Source organism: Pseudonocardia sp. EV170527-09, from assembly GCF_008369905.1.
Taxonomy (GTDB): domain Bacteria; phylum Actinomycetota; class Actinomycetes; order Mycobacteriales; family Pseudonocardiaceae; genus Pseudonocardia.
Window position 1 is genome coordinate 1 of sequence record NZ_VRMC01000061.1, and the last position, 17,985, is coordinate 17,985.

16 protein-coding genes are annotated in these 17,985 nt (G+C 72.4%); 11 read left to right on the forward strand and 5 right to left on the reverse strand.

All coding sequences use genetic code 11. The features are described from left to right. From FVA95_RS18555 to FVA95_RS18565, 3 genes are all read right to left on the reverse strand, one after another. Positions 1–845 (reverse strand): PPE domain-containing protein (locus FVA95_RS18555; protein WP_149665324.1); only part of this gene is annotated, 845 nt, incomplete at its 3' end. Positions 846–867: 22 nt separating this feature from the next. Beyond that, positions 868–1,158, reverse strand: a complete 291-nt coding sequence (locus FVA95_RS18560; RefSeq protein WP_161992353.1) for a PE domain-containing protein — start codon at positions 1,156–1,158, stop codon at positions 868–870. A 131-nt stretch (positions 1,159–1,289) separates the two neighbouring features. Next, the gene (locus FVA95_RS18565) at positions 1,290–1,883 is read right to left on the reverse strand and encodes a DUF3558 family protein (RefSeq protein WP_368667335.1); all 594 of its coding nucleotides are present in this window, start codon (positions 1,881–1,883) and stop codon (positions 1,290–1,292) included. A gap of 206 nt (positions 1,884–2,089) precedes the next feature. Between FVA95_RS18565 and dnaK the strand changes: the two genes are divergently transcribed. From dnaK to FVA95_RS18585, 4 genes are all read left to right on the forward strand, one after another. Next, positions 2,090–3,961, forward strand: coding sequence for a molecular chaperone DnaK (dnaK, locus tag FVA95_RS18570; protein WP_149665327.1), 1,872 nt, complete (start codon positions 2,090–2,092; stop codon positions 3,959–3,961). A 38-nt stretch (positions 3,962–3,999) separates the two neighbouring features. After that, positions 4,000–4,686: a nucleotide exchange factor GrpE gene (gene grpE / locus FVA95_RS18575; protein ID WP_149665328.1), complete on the forward strand. Its 687-nt coding sequence runs from the start codon at positions 4,000–4,002 to the stop codon at positions 4,684–4,686. 75 nt (positions 4,687–4,761) lie between these two features. After that, the gene (gene dnaJ / locus FVA95_RS18580; RefSeq protein WP_149665329.1) at positions 4,762–5,994 is read left to right on the forward strand and encodes a molecular chaperone DnaJ; all 1,233 of its coding nucleotides are present in this window, start codon (positions 4,762–4,764) and stop codon (positions 5,992–5,994) included. Between the two features lie 5 nt (positions 5,995–5,999). Then, positions 6,000–6,455, forward strand: coding sequence for a heat shock protein transcriptional repressor HspR (locus FVA95_RS18585; RefSeq protein ID WP_283160292.1), 456 nt, complete (start codon positions 6,000–6,002; stop codon positions 6,453–6,455). A 97-nt stretch (positions 6,456–6,552) separates the two neighbouring features. On the opposite strand, the gene FVA95_RS18590 is transcribed toward FVA95_RS18585, so the two are convergent. Further along, on the reverse strand, positions 6,553–7,743 hold the full coding sequence (locus FVA95_RS18590; protein WP_149665330.1) for an MFS transporter: 1,191 nt from the start codon (positions 7,741–7,743) through the stop codon (positions 6,553–6,555). 311 nt (positions 7,744–8,054) lie between these two features. On the opposite strand from FVA95_RS18590, the gene FVA95_RS18595 reads away from it, so the two are divergent. The 4 genes from FVA95_RS18595 to FVA95_RS18610 are packed head-to-tail and all read left to right on the forward strand — an operon-like array spanning position 8,055 to position 12,228. Continuing rightward, positions 8,055–9,569 (forward strand): ABC transporter substrate-binding protein, encoded by a 1,515-nt coding sequence (locus FVA95_RS18595; protein ID WP_240051583.1) that lies wholly within the window; start codon positions 8,055–8,057, stop codon positions 9,567–9,569. Further along, positions 9,566–10,507, forward strand: a complete 942-nt coding sequence (locus FVA95_RS18600) for an ABC transporter permease (protein ID WP_149665332.1) — start codon at positions 9,566–9,568, stop codon at positions 10,505–10,507. The genes FVA95_RS18595 and FVA95_RS18600 overlap by 4 nt, the downstream gene beginning before the upstream one ends. Beyond that, entirely contained in the window at positions 10,504–11,361 is an 858-nt protein-coding gene (locus FVA95_RS18605) for an ABC transporter permease (protein WP_149665333.1), read from the forward strand. The genes FVA95_RS18600 and FVA95_RS18605 overlap by 4 nt, the downstream gene beginning before the upstream one ends. A 57-nt stretch (positions 11,362–11,418) precedes the next feature. Beyond that, positions 11,419–12,228: a TauD/TfdA family dioxygenase gene (locus tag FVA95_RS18610; RefSeq protein WP_161992354.1), complete on the forward strand. Its 810-nt coding sequence runs from the start codon at positions 11,419–11,421 to the stop codon at positions 12,226–12,228. A gap of 68 nt (positions 12,229–12,296) precedes the next feature. Here FVA95_RS18610 and FVA95_RS18615 read toward each other — a convergent pair whose 3' ends face one another. Then, complete coding sequence (locus tag FVA95_RS18615) at positions 12,297–13,469, reverse strand: globin domain-containing protein (protein ID WP_020626994.1); 1,173 nt, start codon at positions 13,467–13,469, stop codon at positions 12,297–12,299. Between the two features lie 466 nt (positions 13,470–13,935). Here FVA95_RS18615 and FVA95_RS18620 point away from each other — a divergent pair, with 466 nt between their 5' ends. From FVA95_RS18620 to clpB, 3 genes are all read left to right on the forward strand, one after another. Beyond that, the gene (locus tag FVA95_RS18620) at positions 13,936–14,595 is read left to right on the forward strand and encodes a pyridoxamine 5'-phosphate oxidase family protein (protein ID WP_240051584.1); all 660 of its coding nucleotides are present in this window, start codon (positions 13,936–13,938) and stop codon (positions 14,593–14,595) included. Between the two features lie 205 nt (positions 14,596–14,800). Then, positions 14,801–15,130: a hypothetical protein gene (locus FVA95_RS18625; RefSeq protein ID WP_149665335.1), complete on the forward strand. Its 330-nt coding sequence runs from the start codon at positions 14,801–14,803 to the stop codon at positions 15,128–15,130. Between the two features lie 224 nt (positions 15,131–15,354). Continuing rightward, positions 15,355–17,976: an ATP-dependent chaperone ClpB gene (gene clpB / locus FVA95_RS18630; protein WP_149665336.1), complete on the forward strand. Its 2,622-nt coding sequence runs from the start codon at positions 15,355–15,357 to the stop codon at positions 17,974–17,976. Positions 17,977–17,985: the final 9 nt, after the last annotated feature.

Sequence of the window (17,985 nt, forward strand, 5' to 3'; positions counted from 1 at the left end):
ACTCCGGTGCGACGACCGTGCGCAGGTCGTCGACCAGGTTCGGCTCGAACACGGTGCCGGTGAACAGGCCCCGCGCCACCGTCCTCACCGCCGCCGAGTTCGACGTCGCCCGGTCCGGGCCGGGGCCCGACGCCCGGTGGACCCGGTTGACCCGGTTGACCCGGTGCACCGCCGCCCGGCCCCCCGCCGCCGACACGGCTGGCTCCGCCGCCGTCCCCGACGGCGGCCGGGCCGAACCCGCCGGCTCGGTCCGAGCTCGGCGGCAGACCTCCGGCACCGGTGGGCGCCGCGGCCGACGCCGGGTCGACGGTGAGGAAACGGTCGTCGATCGCCGACGCGGTGTCGAGATGCTCCTGCAGCACGCGGTCTGCCTCCTCGCTGTGCCGCTGGTCGCGTTCGAGCGAGGTGACGTAGTCGGCGACGGTGGCGCCCAGACCGGTCAACGGGGCGCCCACCAGCAGGTGGGCGTTGCGGACGCCGCTGGTGAAGATGCCGGGCGGGGTGGGGTCCAAGGCGGCGATGGCGGCCTGGGTGCGGTCGAACGACTGTCCGTAGGAGTCCAGCTGGGTCGCGCCGTTCGCGGTGACGGGGGCGGTGCACGTCATCGAGGTGGTGATGCCGTCGAGGGACTGCTGGGCGGCGGCCGCGGCGGGGCCCTGCCAGGAGATGCCGAGCTCGGTCATGCGCCTCCTGGCCTCGTCGGCCGCGGCACGGAGTTCGGTGTCCGCGGTCCGGAGCGCGGACGCGGCGTCGACGACCGCGGACGAGCCGGGTTTCCCGACCACCCAGGCGTACTTCTCCTGGAGGGACTTGGCAGCGAAGTTGAAGCCCTGGTGGAACGCCATCGTCTGTTCCGGAGTACCGGGTTCAGATCGTGAACGAACGAGCGATGGCGCCCTCGCCGAGTTCGAAGTCGACCGCAGTCGCACGAAGGCGTCGGACTGCCTCCTCCAACTCGGTCTGGTGCTGCGCGTGCGTCGCGATCATCCGCTCGAACCTGTCCTGGAACGCGGGTGTCGCGATTCCCGAGATCGGGTCGTCTCCGCAGGGCCCGACCCGCGTCCTCTGCGCGCTGCGGAGAGAATCGCGGATGGCGGTGATCTGGGTGGACAGGACGCGACCGACCTCGAGCACGTTGTCCGGCGAGATCTGGCTCATCAAGACGTCCGACGAGCTGCTCACGGTCCCGCGTTGGTTCTGTTCCACGGACCGCAACGTAGTGTCGCCGGGACCCGGGGACGGCGATTCCCACAGCTCCGGTCGCGATCGCGAAGTCGCGCGGAGTCGGTTCAGCGGTGCAGGAGTGAGGACAGAGCGGCCGACACCACGGCGCGGGCCCTCGCGCACAGGTCGCTGTCGGCCATTCCGGAACGTCGGAGGTTCGCCGATGTCGCCATGGCCTGTGCTCTCAACGAGGTCGAATCGTCGATATCGATACCTACCTCGCATGAGGGGTACGAGTCCGACGGGTAGACGGTCTCGGCGGCGCGGTATCCCGCCACATCGATCGGCACCGCCCTCGCGTCGAACAGGAGTCGAGACACCGGAACCGGGATGAACTGAAGGTTGACGTCGACGGCCCCGTCCGACCCCAGATACCCGCATGTGGGGGCCGGAAGATCTCCGATCGTCGCGTCGTCGACCTTCCCGTCCCTGAGATCGAGGTCCGACCGCTGGGCGGTGTCGAGCAGCTCACACGGATGGCGCCCGCCCACATCGACGGCTGCTGGGCGCGCAGGCGATGCGGGGTCCCCTGCGGGGCCAGGTGACTGCGACATACAGGAAGTGAGGCCGACGATCGCAGCGGCGCTCGCGACGCCGAGGGCCGTGCGACGCGCAGCCGGTACGAGCACGTGATCCTCCGTCGACGATCGACCGGCCACAGGCTAGCCCGCCCCACGAACCTGCACACGTGAACGTCGCGGATAAAAGTTGAGTCCCCCGGGAACAAGTCTCTCGGGTCGTCCGTTGACCCCCACGAGAGCAAGTTGAGCAGAACCCACTCAAGGGCGATGCGCGAGCTGCTCCCCGGTTTGGTACAACTTGAGCCGGACGCACTCATACCCCACACATCTCGGAGGCAGTCACCATGGCTCGTACGGTCGGTATCGACCTCGGGACCACCAACTCCGTCGTCGCCGTCCTCGAGGGTGGCGAGCCGACGGTGATCGCGAACTCGGAGGGTGCCCGCACCACTCCGTCGATCGTCGCGTTCGCGCGCAACGGAGAGGTTCTCGTCGGCCAGTCGGCGAAGAACCAGGCCGTCACCAACTCCGACCGCACCTTCCGCTCGGTCAAGCGCCACATCGGCACCGACTGGAAGACGCCGGAGATCGACGGCAAGACCTACGCGGCGCAGGAGATCAGCGCCCGCGTCCTGCAGAAGCTCAAGCGTGACGCCGAGTCCTACCTGGGCGACGAGGTCACCGACGCCGTCATCACGGTGCCGGCCTACTTCGAGGACGCGCAGCGTCAGGCGACCAAGGAGGCCGGCCAGATCGCCGGCCTGAACGTGCTCCGCATCGTCAACGAGCCGACCGCGGCCGCGCTGGCCTACGGTCTGGACAAGGGCGACAAGGAGCAGACCATCCTGGTCTTCGACCTGGGTGGCGGCACGTTCGACGTGTCCCTGCTGGAGATCGCCGAGGGCGTCGTCGAGGTCAAGGCGACCAACGGCGACAACCACCTCGGTGGTGACGACTGGGACGAGCGGATCGTCACCTGGCTCGTCGACAAGTTCAAGTCCTCCCAGGGCATCGACCTGACCAAGGACAAGATGGCGATGCAGCGGCTCCGCGAGGCCGCGGAGAAGGCGAAGATCGAGCTGTCCAGCTCGTCCTCGACCAGCATCAACCTGCCCTACATCACGGTCGACTCCGAGAAGAACCCGCTGTTCCTGGACGAGACGCTGTCCCGCGCGGAGTTCCAGCGGATCACCCAGGACCTCCTGGACCGTACCCGTCAGCCGTTCAACCAGGTCATCAAGGACGCCGGCATCTCGGTGAACCAGATCGACCACGTCGTGCTCGTCGGTGGCTCCACCCGGATGCCCGCCGTCACCGAGCTCGTCAAGGAGCTGACCGGCGGCAAGGAGCCCAACAAGGGCGTCAACCCGGACGAGGTCGTCGCCGCCGGTGCCGCCCTGCAGGCCGGTGTGCTCCGCGGTGAGGTCAAGGACGTCCTGCTGCTGGACGTCACCCCGCTGTCCCTGGGCATCGAGACCAAGGGCGGCGTCATGACCAAGCTGATCGAGAAGAACACCACGATCCCGACCAAGCGCTCGGAGATCTTCTCCACCGCGGACGACAACCAGCCGTCGGTGCAGATCCAGGTCTACCAGGGCGAGCGCGAGATCGCCGCGTACAACAAGAAGCTCGGCATGTTCGAGCTGACCGGCATCGCGCCGGCCCCGCGCGGCGTCCCGCAGATCGAGGTCTCCTTCGACATCGACGCCAACGGCATCGTCAACGTGTCCGCCAAGGACATGGGCACCGGCAAGAGCCAGGAGATGACAATCACCGGCGGGTCGGCCCTGTCCAAGGACGACATCGACCGCATGGTCAAGGAGGCCGAGGCGCACGCCGAGGAGGACGCCAAGCGTCGCGAGGAGGCGGAGACCCGCAACCAGGCGGAGACCCTCGTCTACCAGACGGAGAAGTTCGTCAAGGAGAACGACGACAAGCTCCCCTCCGACGTCAAGGACTCGGTCAACGCCGCCCTGGGTGAGACCCAGGAGGCGCTGAAGGGCACCGACCACGAGGCGATCAAGTCCTCGATGGAGAAGCTCGCCACCGAGTCCCAGAAGATGGGGTCCGCCCTGTACTCGCAGCCCGGTGCCGAGGGCGCCGCGGGTGCCGGTGCCGAGGGTGGTGCCGGCGCGGCCGGTGCCTCCGACGCGCAGGACGACGTCGTCGACGCCGAGATCGTGGACGACGACAAGGACGCCAAGGGCGGCAAGTGACGGCCGGCGGCCATCCACGGGACGACAGGACGGTCGACATGGCAGACGAACAGAAGCAGGAGGAGCCGGTGACGTTCCGGGACCGCCGCAAGGTGGACCCGGAGACCGGCGAGGTCCGTCCCGACGCCGACGCGACCGGGGCCGCCGATTCGGCGGCCCCGGCCGGGGACGGCGAGCAGGTCGCGGGCCCGGCCGACGGGGAGGACCCGGAGGTCGAGAAGCTGCGGGCCGAGGTCGCCGAGCGCACCGCGGACCTGCAGCGGGTCAGCGCCGAGTACGCCAACTACCGGCGTCGGGCCGACCGGGACCGTGAGCAGACGAAGGTGGACGCGAAGGTCTCCTTCGCGAACGACCTGCTGGTCGTGCTCGACGACTTCGAGCGCGCCGCCCAGCACGGCGACCTCACGGGACCTTTCAAGGCCGCTGCGGACAAGGTCACCGCGGTGCTGACGAAGCTCGGTCTCGAGCCGTTCGGGACCGAGGGCGAGCCCTTCGACCCGCAGCTCCACGAAGCCGTTCAGCACGAGCCGGCCGAGGGCTCCGGCCCCATGGTCACCGTGCTGTCGACGGTGCTGCGTCGTGGCTACCGCATCTCCGACCGGGTCCTCCGGCCGGCGATGGTGACCGTGCAGGACCGCCCCGAGGCAGAGGCCGAGACCGAAGCCGCGGGTGGCGCGGACGCCGGCGACGGCGAGCCGCAGAACCGGCCTGACCAGGACGGGTAGGGACGTGACCACGCGGTGCGGCGGGAGACGACGGGTCTCCCGCCGCGTCGCGGGCGTGAACGGAAAGGAGGCGGAGTGACCCAGCGCGACTGGATCGAGAAGGACTACTACCGCGAGCTGGGCGTCTCCTCGACGGCGTCCCAGGACGAGATCAAGAAGGCGTACCGCAAGCTCGCCCGCGAGCTGCACCCGGACGCGAACCCCGGCGACGAGAAGGCCGAGGCCCGCTTCAAGGCGGTCTCCGAGGCCTACGGCGTGCTGGGCGACGAGTCCAAGCGCAAGGAGTACGACGAGACCCGCGCGATGTTCGCCGGTGGCGGCGGCTTCGGTGGGTTCGGCACCGGCGGTGGCTTCCCCGGCGGCGCGCGACCCGGTGGCGCCGGCCAGGGCGGCTTCGACATCAACGACCTGTTCGGCCAGGCCGGCCGCGCGGGCGGCGCCGGGGCCGGTGCGGGCGACTTCAGCGACATCCTGGGCGACATCTTCGGCCGCGCCGCGCGCAACAGCGCCGGCGGTGCGGGCGGGTACGGCACGGCCGGCGCCCGCCGCGGCCAGGACGTCGAGAGCAGCCTGACGATCTCCTTCGACGACGCCGTGCGCGGCGCGACGGTGCCGATCAAGCTGTCCTCGCCCGGGCGGTGCGAGCGCTGCGGCGGCACCGGGTCCCGGCCCGGCAGCACCCCGCGCACCTGCCCGACCTGTTCCGGTCAGGGGCTGGTGAACCGCAGCCAGGGTGCGTTCTCGTTCTCCGAGCCGTGCCGCGACTGCCGCGGGACCGGGCGCATCATCGACGACCCGTGCCCCGAGTGCCACGGCGACGGCGTGTCCACCCGGACCCGGTCGCTGTCCATCCGGGTCCCCGCGGGCGTCGACGACGGTCAGAAGATCCGGCTGCCCGGACAGGGCGAGCCCGGGCGGGGCGGGGCCCCCGCCGGGGATCTCTACGTGACCGTGAGCGTGACCCCGCACCGGATCTTCGGGCGGTCGTCGAAGAACCCCGACGACCTGACCCTCACCGTGCCGGTCACCTTCCCCGAGCTGGCTCTGGGCGCGACCCTGACGGTGCCCACACTCGACGGCACCGTCTCGCTGCGGATCCCGCCGGGGACCACCAGCGGCCGCACGTTCCGGGTGTCGGGGCGTGGGGTCGAACGCAAGAACGGGAAGAAGGGCAACCTGCTGGTCACCGTCGAGGTGGCGGTGCCGCAGAAGCTGGACGAGGCGGCGAGGAGCGCGCTGGAGGCCTACGCCGAGGCGACGTCGTCGTTCGACCCGCGGGCCGACCTGCTCGGTAGCGCCAGGAGGTGATGGCGGTGTCCGGACGACGCACCCCCCGTGACGGGGAGGAACCGCCGACGGTCGATGTGGCACACGACAGCCCGGTGTTCGTCATCTCGGTCGCCGCGCAGCTGTCCGGCCTGCACGCCCAGACCCTGCGCAGCTACGACCGGATCGGCCTGGTCAGCCCGGGCCGGTCCGCAGGCGGCGGACGTCGCTACTCCCAGCGCGACATCGCGCTGCTCCGCGAGGTGCAGCGGCTCTCCCAGGAGGAGGGCGTGAACCTCGCGGGCGTCAAGCGGATCATCGAACTGGAGCAGATGGTCGACCAGCTCTCGGCGCGTCTCGAGGAGGTGACCGCCGAGCTGGACGCGGTCCGCGCCGCCGCTGCGCAGGCCACCGCGGCGGTGCACCGCTCCTACCGGCGCGACCTCGTGCCGGTGGACCGGCGTCAGGCCGTCGTGCGCTGGCGCCCGGCCGACGACGGCTGAACCCGCTCCGTCGCGCACCCCGGCGTCCTCCGTCGGAACCGGGGTGCGGGACCGAACCTGGTGCGGCGACGACCGGTGTGCCCGCGCCGCGAGCCGGTCAGGCGGCCGTCAGCGCTCCGCGCCGGGCCAGCAGGCCCAGCATCACGGCTCCGGCCAGCGGCACCGCCGCCAGGACCAGGAACGGCAGGGCGGGCGGGAACGTGGGGTCGAGCAGCGCCCCGACCCCTGTCGAGCCGACGAGCACCATCAGCCCGCCGAACGAGGCGAGCACCCCGAAGTGGGCACCCAGCCTGCGTTCCCCGGCCAGCCGCGGGACGAGATCCTGCGCGACCGGCACGGCGAACATCTCGCCGAAGGTCAGCAGCAGCACCATCAGCACCGCGGGGGTGAGCGCCCACCATCCCGGCAAGTCCGGCAGCAGCCGCGCCACCGCGACGACGGTGAACGACGCGGCCATCAGGCAGAACCCCAGCACCACCGCGCGGCCCGCCCCCATCCGGCTCCCCCAGGCCGTCACCCGCATCTGCAGGCAGATCACCAGCACCGACATCATCACGAACAGGAAACCGAGCGCAGCGGTGCGCCCGACGCGCTCCAGCTCGTCGGGCAGGGCCAGGTAGAGCTGGTTGTAGCAGAGCAGCCAACCCGAGTAGCCGACCGCGAACAGCAGGAAGCGTCGGTTCCCCAGCACCTCGCCCCAGCCCGCGAGCATCGGCTGCCCGGCCTGCTCGGGCTCGCGCCACGGCAGCCACCGCCAGTGGGCCAGACCCACCAGCACGAAGCCGGCGGCGGCGACCAGGCAGGCGAGCTGGAAGTCGACCACCATGAGCGCGGTGCCGACCAGCGGCCCGGTGACGGTCCCGACCTGACCGGCGACGGCGAACATCGAGAACACCTCGGTCCGCGCCGGGCCCTCACCGGCGCGCTCCCGCTCCCCGGCCTCCCGCGCCAGCGACGACTCGACGGCCGGGGAGAACAGGGCCGCCGCGAACCCGGTCAGCAGTGCCCCACCGATGACCGCGGGCAGCGACCCGGCCGCGCCGAGGAGGATGAAACCGATCACGCGCAGCGAGCACCCGACGAGCACGACCGGCTTCGCACCGAACCGGTCGGTCAGGGTCCCGCCGATCACGAACAGTCCCTGCTGGCTGAACGTCCGCAGTCCCAGTACCAGCCCGACGGCCGCCGCGGCGAGCCCGAGGTCCTCGGCCAGGTGCGTCGCCAGGTAGGGCAGCACCATGTAAAAGCCCACGTTGAAGGCCATCTGGGTGCTGATCAGCAGCTTCATGACCGGGGGGAGCCCGCGGAACTGGGCCCACCGGCCCGGTCGGAGCGGCGTCGGGGGACGCGGGTCCGACTCGGGATCGGCGGGTCGGCGGAGCAGGCTGCGGAGCACCACGAAGTGGTACCAGGTCGACCTCGGCAGTCGCGACTCGATGGCAACAACGACATATGCGCATGCGTGAAGATGCTTGACCGTCTGTACAGGCTTACCGAAGATCTCCCGGGCGACGGGTGACACACGGTCGAGGGCGCCGGAGAGGCCAGGTCGTGATGCCCGCCGCCGTGCGCGCCGTCGTAGCACCCCGTCGTTCCCGCGTGCGGGTCGCCGCCGCCCTGGTGGTGAGCGTCGCGGTCCTCACCGCGTGCGGCGGCACCGGCGGCGGGAGCGGCCGGGTCGTGCCGGACGGGCAGGCCACGATCGCGATGGCCTTCGGCCCGTCGGCCGGTTACGGCGTGGACACCGACGACGCGTTCGTCCTCTCCCAGCTCGGGGTGACCGAGTCCCTGGTGGCGTCCGGCCCGGACGGGCAGCCCCGACCCGCACTGGCGACGACGTGGGCCCAGCAGTCCGACCCGCGGACCTGGCGGTTCGAGCTGCGCCCCGGCGTGACCTTCCAGAACGGCGAGCCGCTCACCGGGCAGGCCGCCGCGACCGCCCTGAACTGGGTGGCCGGCGTCGCCGCGCCGCCGCGGGCGGTGCGCGGGATCGGCCTGCAGGCCGCCGCGGACGGCGCGGATGCCGTGCGCGTCACGACGACGAAGCCCGACCCGATCCTGCCGCTGCGGCTGTCCAGCGTGAGCACCGCGATCCTGGCGCCGTCGGCCTACCGGGCCACGCCGCCGTCGGTCCAGCAGACCGGCACCGGCCCGATGACGATCACCCGGACGAACGGCACCCAGTCGGTGACCCTCGCCCGCAACGACCGCTACTGGGGTGAGCGCCCGCAGCTGGCCGGTGTCACCGCGAACTTCGTGCCCGACCCGGCCGCCCGCGCACTGGCCCTGCGGGCCGGCGACGCCGACATCGCCCAGGAGCTCCCCGAGTCCAGCGCGCTGGAGTTCACCGGCGACGAGTACGTGAACCAGACCGTCGCCGCGCCCCGGACCGCGTCGCTGGTCCTCAACCAGTCCCGCAGGCCCTTCGCCGACATCCGGGTGCGGCAGGCCGTCGCGGCCGCCGTGGACCGCACCGCGCTCGGTGAGCAGGCGCTCGCCGGGTCGGCGATCCCGGCCTCGGAGCTGTTCGGTCCGGCCGTCGCGTGGGGCTCGCAGGACGCCCCGCCGCCGGCCGACCCCGCGCGCGCCCGGCAGCTGCTGGCCGAGGCCGGCTACGGCCCTGGCAACCCGCTGCGCGTCGAGCTGGGGTCCTACGGCGCCCGCCCCGAGCTCCCGACGCTGGTCACCGCCGTCCAGGAGATGCTCCGCGGGGCCGGCATCGAGGTCACCGTGCGCATCGGCGACTACGACGCCCGCGAGCCGCAGCTGCTCGCCGGGGACTTCGACATGTACCTGCTCTCGCGCAGCTACCTGGTCGACGTGCCGGACGCCGGCGCCACGCTGGCCACCGACTACACCTGCCAGGGCTCCTACAACCTCAACCACTACTGCTCGCCCCAGTTCGACGCCCTGCTCGCCCCGCTGGCCACCGAGACCGACCCGGCCGCACGACAGAAGGTGTTCACCGAGGCCGCGGCGAAGCTGAACGCCGACGTCGTCGGGGTCCCGCTGGTGCACACCAACGCGAACGGCGTCGGGCATCGGGTCACCGGCTACACCGTCGACCCGCTGGCCAAGTCGCTCGTCGTCCCCGGGCTGGCGACCACGGAGTGACCGCACTCGTCGCACGCAGGCTGCTGGCGCTGCCGCTGGTCGCCGTGGCCGCGGCGGTGCTGGTGTTCCTGCTCCCGCGGTTCTCCGGACAGGACACCGCGCTCGCGATCCTGCGCAGCCGGACCGGGGAGTCCGACCTGGACCCGTCGGTACTGGCCGCGCTGCGCGAGCAGTACGGCCTCGACGGCACCTGGTGGGACCAGTTCACCGGCTGGGCCGGCGCGCTGCTGCGCGGCGACCTCGGGATCTCCTGGACCAGCCGCACCCCGGTCTCGGGCCTGCTCTGGCCCGCGCTCGGGGTGTCGCTGACCCTCACCGTCGCCGCGCTGGTGCTCGCGGCCCTGGTCGGGATCCCGCTCGGGGTGCGCGCCGCGCGTCGTCCCGGTGGCCGGGTCGACCGGGCCCTGACCACCGGATCGGTGCTGGGCGTCGCGATTCCCGAGTTCGTGCTCGGGACGGCGCTGGTGCTCGCCTTCGCCGTCACCGTGCCGGTGCTGCCCGCGACCGGCTGGGGCGACGTGGACCAGGCGGTGCTGCCGGTGGTCACCCTGGCCGCGTTCCCGGCCGCGCTCGCCGCCCAGCTGGTGCGCGCCGAGACCGTCGACGCGCTGGCCCGCCCGCACGTCGCCGTCGCGCGGTCCAAGGGGATCAGCGACGGACGGGTGCTGTGGCGCCACGGCGGCCGCCTGGCCCTGACCTCGGTCACCTCGCTGTCCGGGCTGTTCCTCGGCGGACTGCTCGGCGGCTCGGTCGTGGTGGAGGTGCTGTTCGCGATCCCCGGCCTGGGCCGCCTGCTCTACGACGCCGTCCTCGGCCAGGACCTGCCGGTCGTGCAGGCCGGGCTGCTCGCGATCGTGCTGATCGCCGCCGTCGCCGGGATCCTCGCCGAGCTGCTCGCGCTCGCGCTGGACCCGGTGGCCCGGAGCGCCGTCCGGTGACCGCCTCGGTCCTGGCCCGCCCCGCGGGCGCCGCCGCGCGCACCACGCGGCGCGCGGCGGTCCTGCAGGTCGGGGCGCTGGTCCTGCTCGGTGTGCTGGTGCTGTTCGCCCTGCTGCCGCTCGACCCGGTCGCCAACGACCTGTCCCACCGCTTCGCCGGGCCGTCGGCCGCGCACCCGCTCGGCACCGACCAGCTCGGTCGGGACGTGCTGGCGCGGCTGGCCGTCGGCGCCCGGCTCTCGGTCGGGTTCACCCTGGTCGCGCTCGCGCTGTGCGCGGGGATCGGGACGGTGCTGGGCGTGCTCGCCGCCTGGTGCGGACGGGCGGTCGGCCAGCTGTTCCAGCGCACCATCGACGTGCTCGTCGCGATCCCGGCGGTGCTGATCGGGCTCGTGGTCGTCGCCGCGTCCGGCGGCGCGCCGGGGGTGTGGTCGCTGCTGGTGGCGATCGTCGTCGCCGGGTGGACGCCGTTCGCCCGGCTCACCTACCAGCTCGTGGTGCGCGAACGCGCCCGGGAGTACGTCGAGGGCGCCGTCGCGGTCGGCGCGGGGCCGCTGCGGATCGCGTTCCGGCACGTGCTGCCGAACCTCGCCCGGCCGCTGCTGTCGCACCTGTGCCTGCGGTTCGCGAACGTCCTGCTGACCGTGGCCGGGCTGTCCTTCCTCGGGCTCGGGCCGCAGCCGCCCACCCCGGAGTGGGGGCGATGCTCGCCGACGGCCGGCAGTTCCTGTTCAACGGCCCCGCAGCTCGTCCTGCTGCCCGCGTTGGCCGTCGTCGGGACGGCGCTGCTCGTCACCGCACTCGGCCGCGGGCTGGAACGCCGGTGGACGACCGGTCCGACCGGACAGTTCTGACATCGCTTCGTTCCTGCCACACTGCTGCGAGTACGGATGAACGGCAGGAGGTACGTCGTGGCGAGGATCGGAACCGACGGGCGGCGCACGGGTGAGGCACGCCCGGAGCTCAAGAGCCTGGTGGACGAGACCGGGGTGGTGTCCCGCGCGACGGAGCTCGGCGAGGCCCGGGAGGTGCTGGCCCGCGACGGCGTCGTCCACATCCCCGGCGCCGGTCCGGACCCGGAGGCGATGGTCGTCGCCGCGGCCACCCTGCTCGGCGGGCGGCTGCGCGAGCTGTTCGGCATCCGGCCGCAGGGCGGGACCGACTCCCCGGTCCTGGGTCTGCACAACGACGGCGCCTACCTGGAGGCCGACGTGCACGGCCGTACCGTGCGGCTGCGCGACCCCGACGAGGACTTCCTGTTCATGCACTGCACGTCGCCGGCGCCGTCCGGCGGCGACTCGGTGCTCGTCGACGGCTACGCGCTGGCCGACCGGCTCGCCGCGGAGCACCCGTCGCTGTACGGGTTCCTGACCGGCAGCGACGTCGACTTCTTCGGCAGCCGGACGAACCCGCCGCGCGGGGTCCCGCTGACGCCGCTGCTGCGCCGGATGATCGAGCACACCCGGGGCGGCCGGCGTGCGGTCCGGGCGAGCGACTACGTGCTGCCGGTGCCGCGCGAGCCGTACTGGGACACCCACCTCGCGCACATCGAGTCCTACGCCGACGTGCTCGCCACCGCGTTCGACGCGGCGCCGCGGTTCCGGCTGGAGAGCGGCGACCTGCTGGTCCTGGACAACTACCGCTTCCTGCACGGCCGGGACGCGTTCACCGGCACCCGGGAGCTGCACGTGCTCTCGGTGCGGACGACCGAGGCGTTCTGAGCCCACCCCCGACGGCAACGGCCGCCCTCCGGGTGCGGGAGGGCGGCCGTCGTGGCGTGCGGAGCCGTTCAGTCCATCGTGAACGGGTCGTAGGTGATGCGGTCGAGCGGCGTGCCCGCGACCAGCATCCGCGACACCGTGGAGCGGATCATCGCCGGCGACCCGCAGACCAGGACGTCGTGGTCGCTCCAGGCGCCGAACCGGGTCACGACGTCGGCCAGGGTGCCGGTCTCGGCGCCGGAGGGCTCGTCCTCGTACTCCACGACCGGGATGACGTCGAGCCACGGGTAGTTGTAGGACAGCTTGCGCAGCGAGGTGAAGTCGTACAGGTCGTCCCACGTCCGGCCGCCGACGAAGACCTGGGTGCGCGGCGGCTGGGGGCGCCGGCCGACCTCGTCGAGCAGGGCCTTCATCGGCGCGACGCCGGTGCCGCCCGCGACCATCAGCAGCTCGCGCCGGGTGTTCTGCGGGACGGCCATCCGGCCCATCGGCGGGCCGATCCGCCAGGTCTCGCCGACCCGGCTGTGCGCGACGATCGCGCGGCTGACCCAGCCGCCCTCGACCGCGCGGACGTGGAACTGGATGGTCCCGTCTCGACGCGGCGCGTTGGCGGGGGACAGGTAGCGCCACAGCCGCGGACGGTGCGGCGTCTCCACCGAGACGTACTGGCCGGCCTGGTACGGCACCGGCTGGTCGGTCGCGACGGTGACCACGGCCAGGTCCCAGCCGATCCGGCGGTGCTCGACGACCCGGCCCAGCCAGGACGCCGGCCCGCGCTCGGCCGCGGCGGCCTGCTGCATCGCGTCCGCGACGATCCCGTACGCGCCGACCCAGGCCTTCTCGATCTCCGGGGTCCAGTTCTCGCCCGCGAACGTGGCGATCGCCGACAGCAGTGCCGCGCCGACCGCGTCGTAGTGCTGGGACAGCACGCCGAACTTGCGGTGGTCGCGGCCGAGCTGCTGCAGGAACGGGACGAGGTCGTCGGGCTGGTCGACCATCTGCACCACGTGCACGAGGGCGCGCAGCAGCCGGCTGCGCTGCACCTCCATGTTCACGGGGAACAGGTCACGCGTCTCGGGTGCCTTGCTGAACAGCGTGGCGTAGAAGTGCTTGCCGATCTCCTCGGCCTGCGGCTCGACGAGGGCGAAGCTGGTCCGGATGAGCTCGACGGTGCGATCCGCCTCCGAGGCGGGGCGTCGCGGCGGGGCGACGTCGCCGGCGATCAGCTGGTCAGCAGTCATGCCTGGCGGACACTCTCCTCGGTCGTGCTCCGTGCCGCGGTGACACCGGGCGTCGACGCCCGCGTTCCGCCGGTTAGGGTACGCGAGAGACTCCGTCCGCCGGTACGGCGTACGCCGACCGGCTCACCAAGGTGTGGTGAGCGGGCACGCATCGTCACTCATCATCCGTTCGGGGACGGCGGTCACTCGTCATGGCGTGGGGGGCGCCGGGCTCAGGATAGCGCCCATCGTGCGGAAAGCCGACGTGGCGGTGGCCCGGCCGGTCGGAATGGTGATCGTTTGGTCCTGGCCGTGCCGGATGGCACGGTTGTCCCGTGCCGTTGCGAATCCCCGCCGTCGTCCTGCCCGGACGGGGCCGTCCGGCCGTGCCGCGGGTCGTCGTCCCCGCCCCCCGGAGCGGGGCCCGTCCGAGGTCCTGGAGGTCCCGGACGGTCCGCACCGGCCCGGCTCCGCGGGTGAGCACGCGGTGCAGGCCGAGGTGGGCAGCTCCGCCCGCGCCGACCGGTTCTACGACGACCAGCTCCGCGACCGGCTGCTGCCCCGGATGATCGAGTTCGTCGGGCGGATGGAGATGGCCTTCGTCGCGACGTCCGACGCGCACGGCGAGTGCGACAGCTCGCTGCGGGCGGGCCCGCCCGGGTTCCTGCACGTGCTGGACCCGCACACGCTGGCCTACCCCGAGTACCGGGGCAACGGCGTCTACGCGAGTCTCGGCAACCTGATGGAGAACCCGCACATCGGGCTGCTGATGGTCGACTTCACCGAGTCGCTGATCGGGCTGCACGTCAACGGCCGCGCCCGGATCATGGACGACGACGCCTTCCGCGCCGCCCACCCCGGGCACGCGCGTGACGACCACGCCGCGGGCCGCCGCGCCGAGCGCTGGGTGGTGGTGGACGTCGAGGAGGCCTACATCCACTGCCGCAAGCACATCCCGCGGATGGAGCGGGTGACGCAGCGGCGGGCCTGGGGCACCGACGACCCGGCCCGCAAGGGCGGCGACTTCTTCGGTGCGCGGGGGACGGCGCCGCGCGTGCCGCGACCGCCGCGCCGGCGGTTCCCGAGCACGACCCATCTGGTGTCGGGCGCATCACGTTCGTTGCGCGGCCGTACCACCCGTCGCTGACCTGCGGTGACGAGAACTGCCCGACAGTGCGCCGATTAGGTGACGTTCGGACCGTCACTTCCGAGGTGCGGCCTCGTTGATCGCTGCAGATCGTCACCGACCGGGCACGTCTGGTCGAATCCGGGCGATCGGACGGGTTGCGGCTCCCACGGGCTCCGGGAGCCGCGACCACCCGTCCTGAATCGGATACACAGGAGAAGCAGGAATGCTGTCGAAGAAGAAGCTGGGCATGGTCGTGGCCGGCTCCGCCGCCGCCCTCGCCGCCGCCGCACCGTTCGCCTTCGCGGGCGACTACGGGAACGACAAGGGTCACCACCACGGTGGCGGCGACAAGAACTGCGCCTTCGAGGGTGGCGACGCGTCCGCCCGCGGCGGTGCCGAGGGTGGCCTCGCCGGCCTCAACGTCCTCGCCCCGATCGCGGGCAACCAGATTGCCAACATCGGCAACTGCAGCGACTTCCTGAACGACGTCGTCGACGTCAAGGACAACCTGAACGGCAACCAGATCGCGGTGCTCGGCGACAACCACCGCTGATCGCACTTCGCGTCACCGTTCCACCCCGCGGCCCGTCCGGATCCTTCCGGGCGGGCCGCGGCCGTTCCTCCGAAGTCCCTCACCCTGAGCGGAACAGACTCAACTTTTCTGCTGTTGACCCTGTCGAGAGGCGTACCGTCCGGCACACTGTGAGAGCAGTGGCCCGGGGTGCCGCTCCCCATGCACAGATCGTCGACACAGAAGGACCGGGAGGAACGCGGAGCATGGACTCCTTCAACCCCACCACCCGTACCCAGCAGGCCATCTCCGCAGCCGCCCAGGCCGCGACGCTGGCCGGGAACCCCGATGTCGGGCCCACCCACCTGCTGGGTGCCCTGCTGGCCCAGGGCGACGGCATCGCCGCGCCGCTGCTGGCCGCCGTCGGGGCGGACGCGGACGCCGTCCGATCCGAGCTGACCGCGCTGGGCAACCGGCTGCCGTCGGCCTCGGGGTCGTCGGTGAGCGCGCCCCAGCTGTCCCGTGACGCGCTGGCCGCCATCACCGCGGCCCAGCAGCTCGCCACCGAGATGGGTGACGAGTACGTCTCCACCGAGCACCTGCTCGTCGGGCTCGCGCGGTCCGGCGGCCCGGTCGCCCAGCTCCTGCAGCGCCACGGCGCCACGCCGGACGCGCTGCGCGAGGCGTTCGGCAAGGTCCGCGGCTCCGCCCGGGTGACCAGCCCCGACCCCGAGGGCAGCTACCAGGCCCTGGAGAAGTACGGCCAGGACCTCACCGCCCGGGCGCGCGAGGGTGAGCTCGACCCGGTCATCGGCCGGGACACCGAGATCCGCCGCGTCGTCCAGGTGCTGTCGCGGCGCACCAAGAACAACCCGGTGCTGATCGGTGAGCCGGGCGTCGGCAAGACCGCGATCGTCGAGGGCCTGGCCCAGCGGATCGTGGCCGGTGACGTGCCCGAGTCGCTGCGCGGCAAGCGGGTCGTCGCCCTCGACCTGGGCTCGATGGTGGCCGGCGCGAAGTACCGCGGCGAGTTCGAGGAGCGGCTCAAGGCCGTCCTCAAGGAGATCACCGACTCCGCGGGCGAGGTCATCACCTTCATCGACGAGCTGCACACGATCGTCGGTGCGGGCGCGTCCGGTGAGGGCGCGATGGACGCCGGCAACATGATCAAGCCGATGCTCGCCCGCGGTGAGCTGCGGATGGTCGGCGCGACCACGCTCGACGAGTACCGCCAGCACATCGAGAAGGACCCGGCGCTGGAGCGCCGCTTCCAGCAGGTGCTCGTCGGGGAGCCGTCGGTCGAGGACACCGTCGGCATCCTGCGCGGGCTCAAGGAGCGCTACGAGGTGCACCACGGCGTCCGGATCACCGATGCCGCGCTCGTCGCCGCCGCCACCCTGTCCGACCGCTACATCACCGCCCGGTTCCTGCCGGACAAGGCCATCGACCTGGTCGACGAGGCCGCGTCCCGGCTCCGGATGGAGATCGACTCGCGCCCGGTGGAGATCGACACCGTGGAGCGGGCCGTCCGTCGCCTCGAGATCGAGGAGATGGCGCTGGAGAAGGAGTCCGACGCTGCCTCGGCCGACCGGCTCGTCGCGCTGCGCGCCGAGCTGGCCGAGAAGCGCGAGGAGCTGGCCGCGCTGACCGCGCGCTGGCAGAACGAGAAGGGCGCCATCGAGGCGACCCGCGAGCTCAAGGAGCAGCTGGAGCAGCTGCGCGGCGAGTCCGAGCGGGCCGAGCGCGACGGCGACCTGGGCCGGGCCGCGGAGCTGCGCTACGGCCGCATCCCGGCGCTGGAGAAGGAGCTCGCGGAGAAGACCGCCGTCGTCGAGAAGCACGAGGACGTGATGCTCAAGGAGGAGGTCGGCCCGGACGACGTCGCCGACGTCGTCAGCTCCTGGACCGGCGTCCCCGCCGGCCGGATGCTGGAGGGCGAGACCGCCAAGCTCCTGCGCATGGAGGACGAGCTGGGCCGGCGCGTGGTCGGCCAGGCCGAGGCCGTGCGCGTGGTGTCCGACGCGGTGCGCCGGACGCGCGCCGGCGTCGCGGACGAGAACCGGCCCACCGGCTCGTTCCTGTTCCTCGGGCCCACCGGCGTCGGCAAGACCGAGCTGGCCAAGGCGCTGGCCGAGTTCCTGTTCGACGACGAGCGGGCGATGATCCGCATCGACATGAGCGAGTACTCCGAGAAGCACTCGGTGGCCCGCCTCGTCGGTGCCCCTCCCGGCTACGTCGGGTACGACCAGGGCGGTCAGCTCACCGAGGCGGTGCGGCGGCGTCCCTACAGCGTCGTGCTGCTCGACGAGGTCGAGAAGGCCCACCCGGACGTCTTCGACACGCTCCTGCAGGTGCTCGACGACGGCCGGCTCACCGACGGCCAGGGCCGCACGGTGGACTTCCGCAGCACGATCCTGGTGCTGACGTCCAACCTGGGCAGCCAGGCCATCGCCGACCCCTCGCTGGACGACAAGGGGCGCACGGACGCCGTCATGGCGGTCGTCCGGTCGCACTTCAAGCCGGAGTTCCTCAACCGGCTCGACGACGTCGTGGTCTTCCACGCGCTGTCGACCGAGGAGCTGACCCACATCGTCGACATCCAGGTCGGCGTGCTGGCGCGGCGGCTCGCGAAGCGGCGGCTCTCGCTGGAGGTCACCGACGCGGCCCGCGAGTGGCTGGCCCTCAACGGGTTCGACCCGGTCTACGGGGCGCGGCCGCTGCGCCGGCTGGTGCAATCCGCGATCGGCGACCAGCTCGCCCGCGAGCTGCTGTCCGGCGGCGTCCGCGAGGGCGACACGGTCCGGGTGGACCTGGACCGGTCGGCCGACGGCGGGACCGGTGCCCTGGTCGTCGGCAAGGCCCTGGAGCCGGTCGCGATCGCGAACTGATCCACCGGT

What these genes read in the sequence shown, in the direction of transcription:
- FVA95_RS18615 (WP_020626994.1), bottom strand. Translation starts at nt 13,469, where the DNA reads ATGACTGCTGACCAGCTGATCGCCGGCGACGTCGCCCCGCCGCGACGC.
- dnaK (WP_149665327.1), top strand. Translation starts at nt 2,090, where the DNA reads ATGGCTCGTACGGTCGGTATCGACCTCGGGACCACCAACTCCGTCGTC.
- FVA95_RS18560 (WP_161992353.1), bottom strand. Translation starts at nt 1,158, where the DNA reads ATGAGCCAGATCTCGCCGGACAACGTGCTCGAGGTCGGTCGCGTCCTG.
- grpE (WP_149665328.1), top strand. Translation starts at nt 4,000, where the DNA reads ATGGCAGACGAACAGAAGCAGGAGGAGCCGGTGACGTTCCGGGACCGC.
- FVA95_RS18590 (WP_149665330.1), bottom strand. Translation starts at nt 7,743, where the DNA reads ATGAAGCTGCTGATCAGCACCCAGATGGCCTTCAACGTGGGCTTTTAC.
- FVA95_RS18625 (WP_149665335.1), top strand. Translation starts at nt 14,801, where the DNA reads ATGCTGTCGAAGAAGAAGCTGGGCATGGTCGTGGCCGGCTCCGCCGCC.
- clpB (WP_149665336.1), top strand. Translation starts at nt 15,355, where the DNA reads ATGGACTCCTTCAACCCCACCACCCGTACCCAGCAGGCCATCTCCGCA.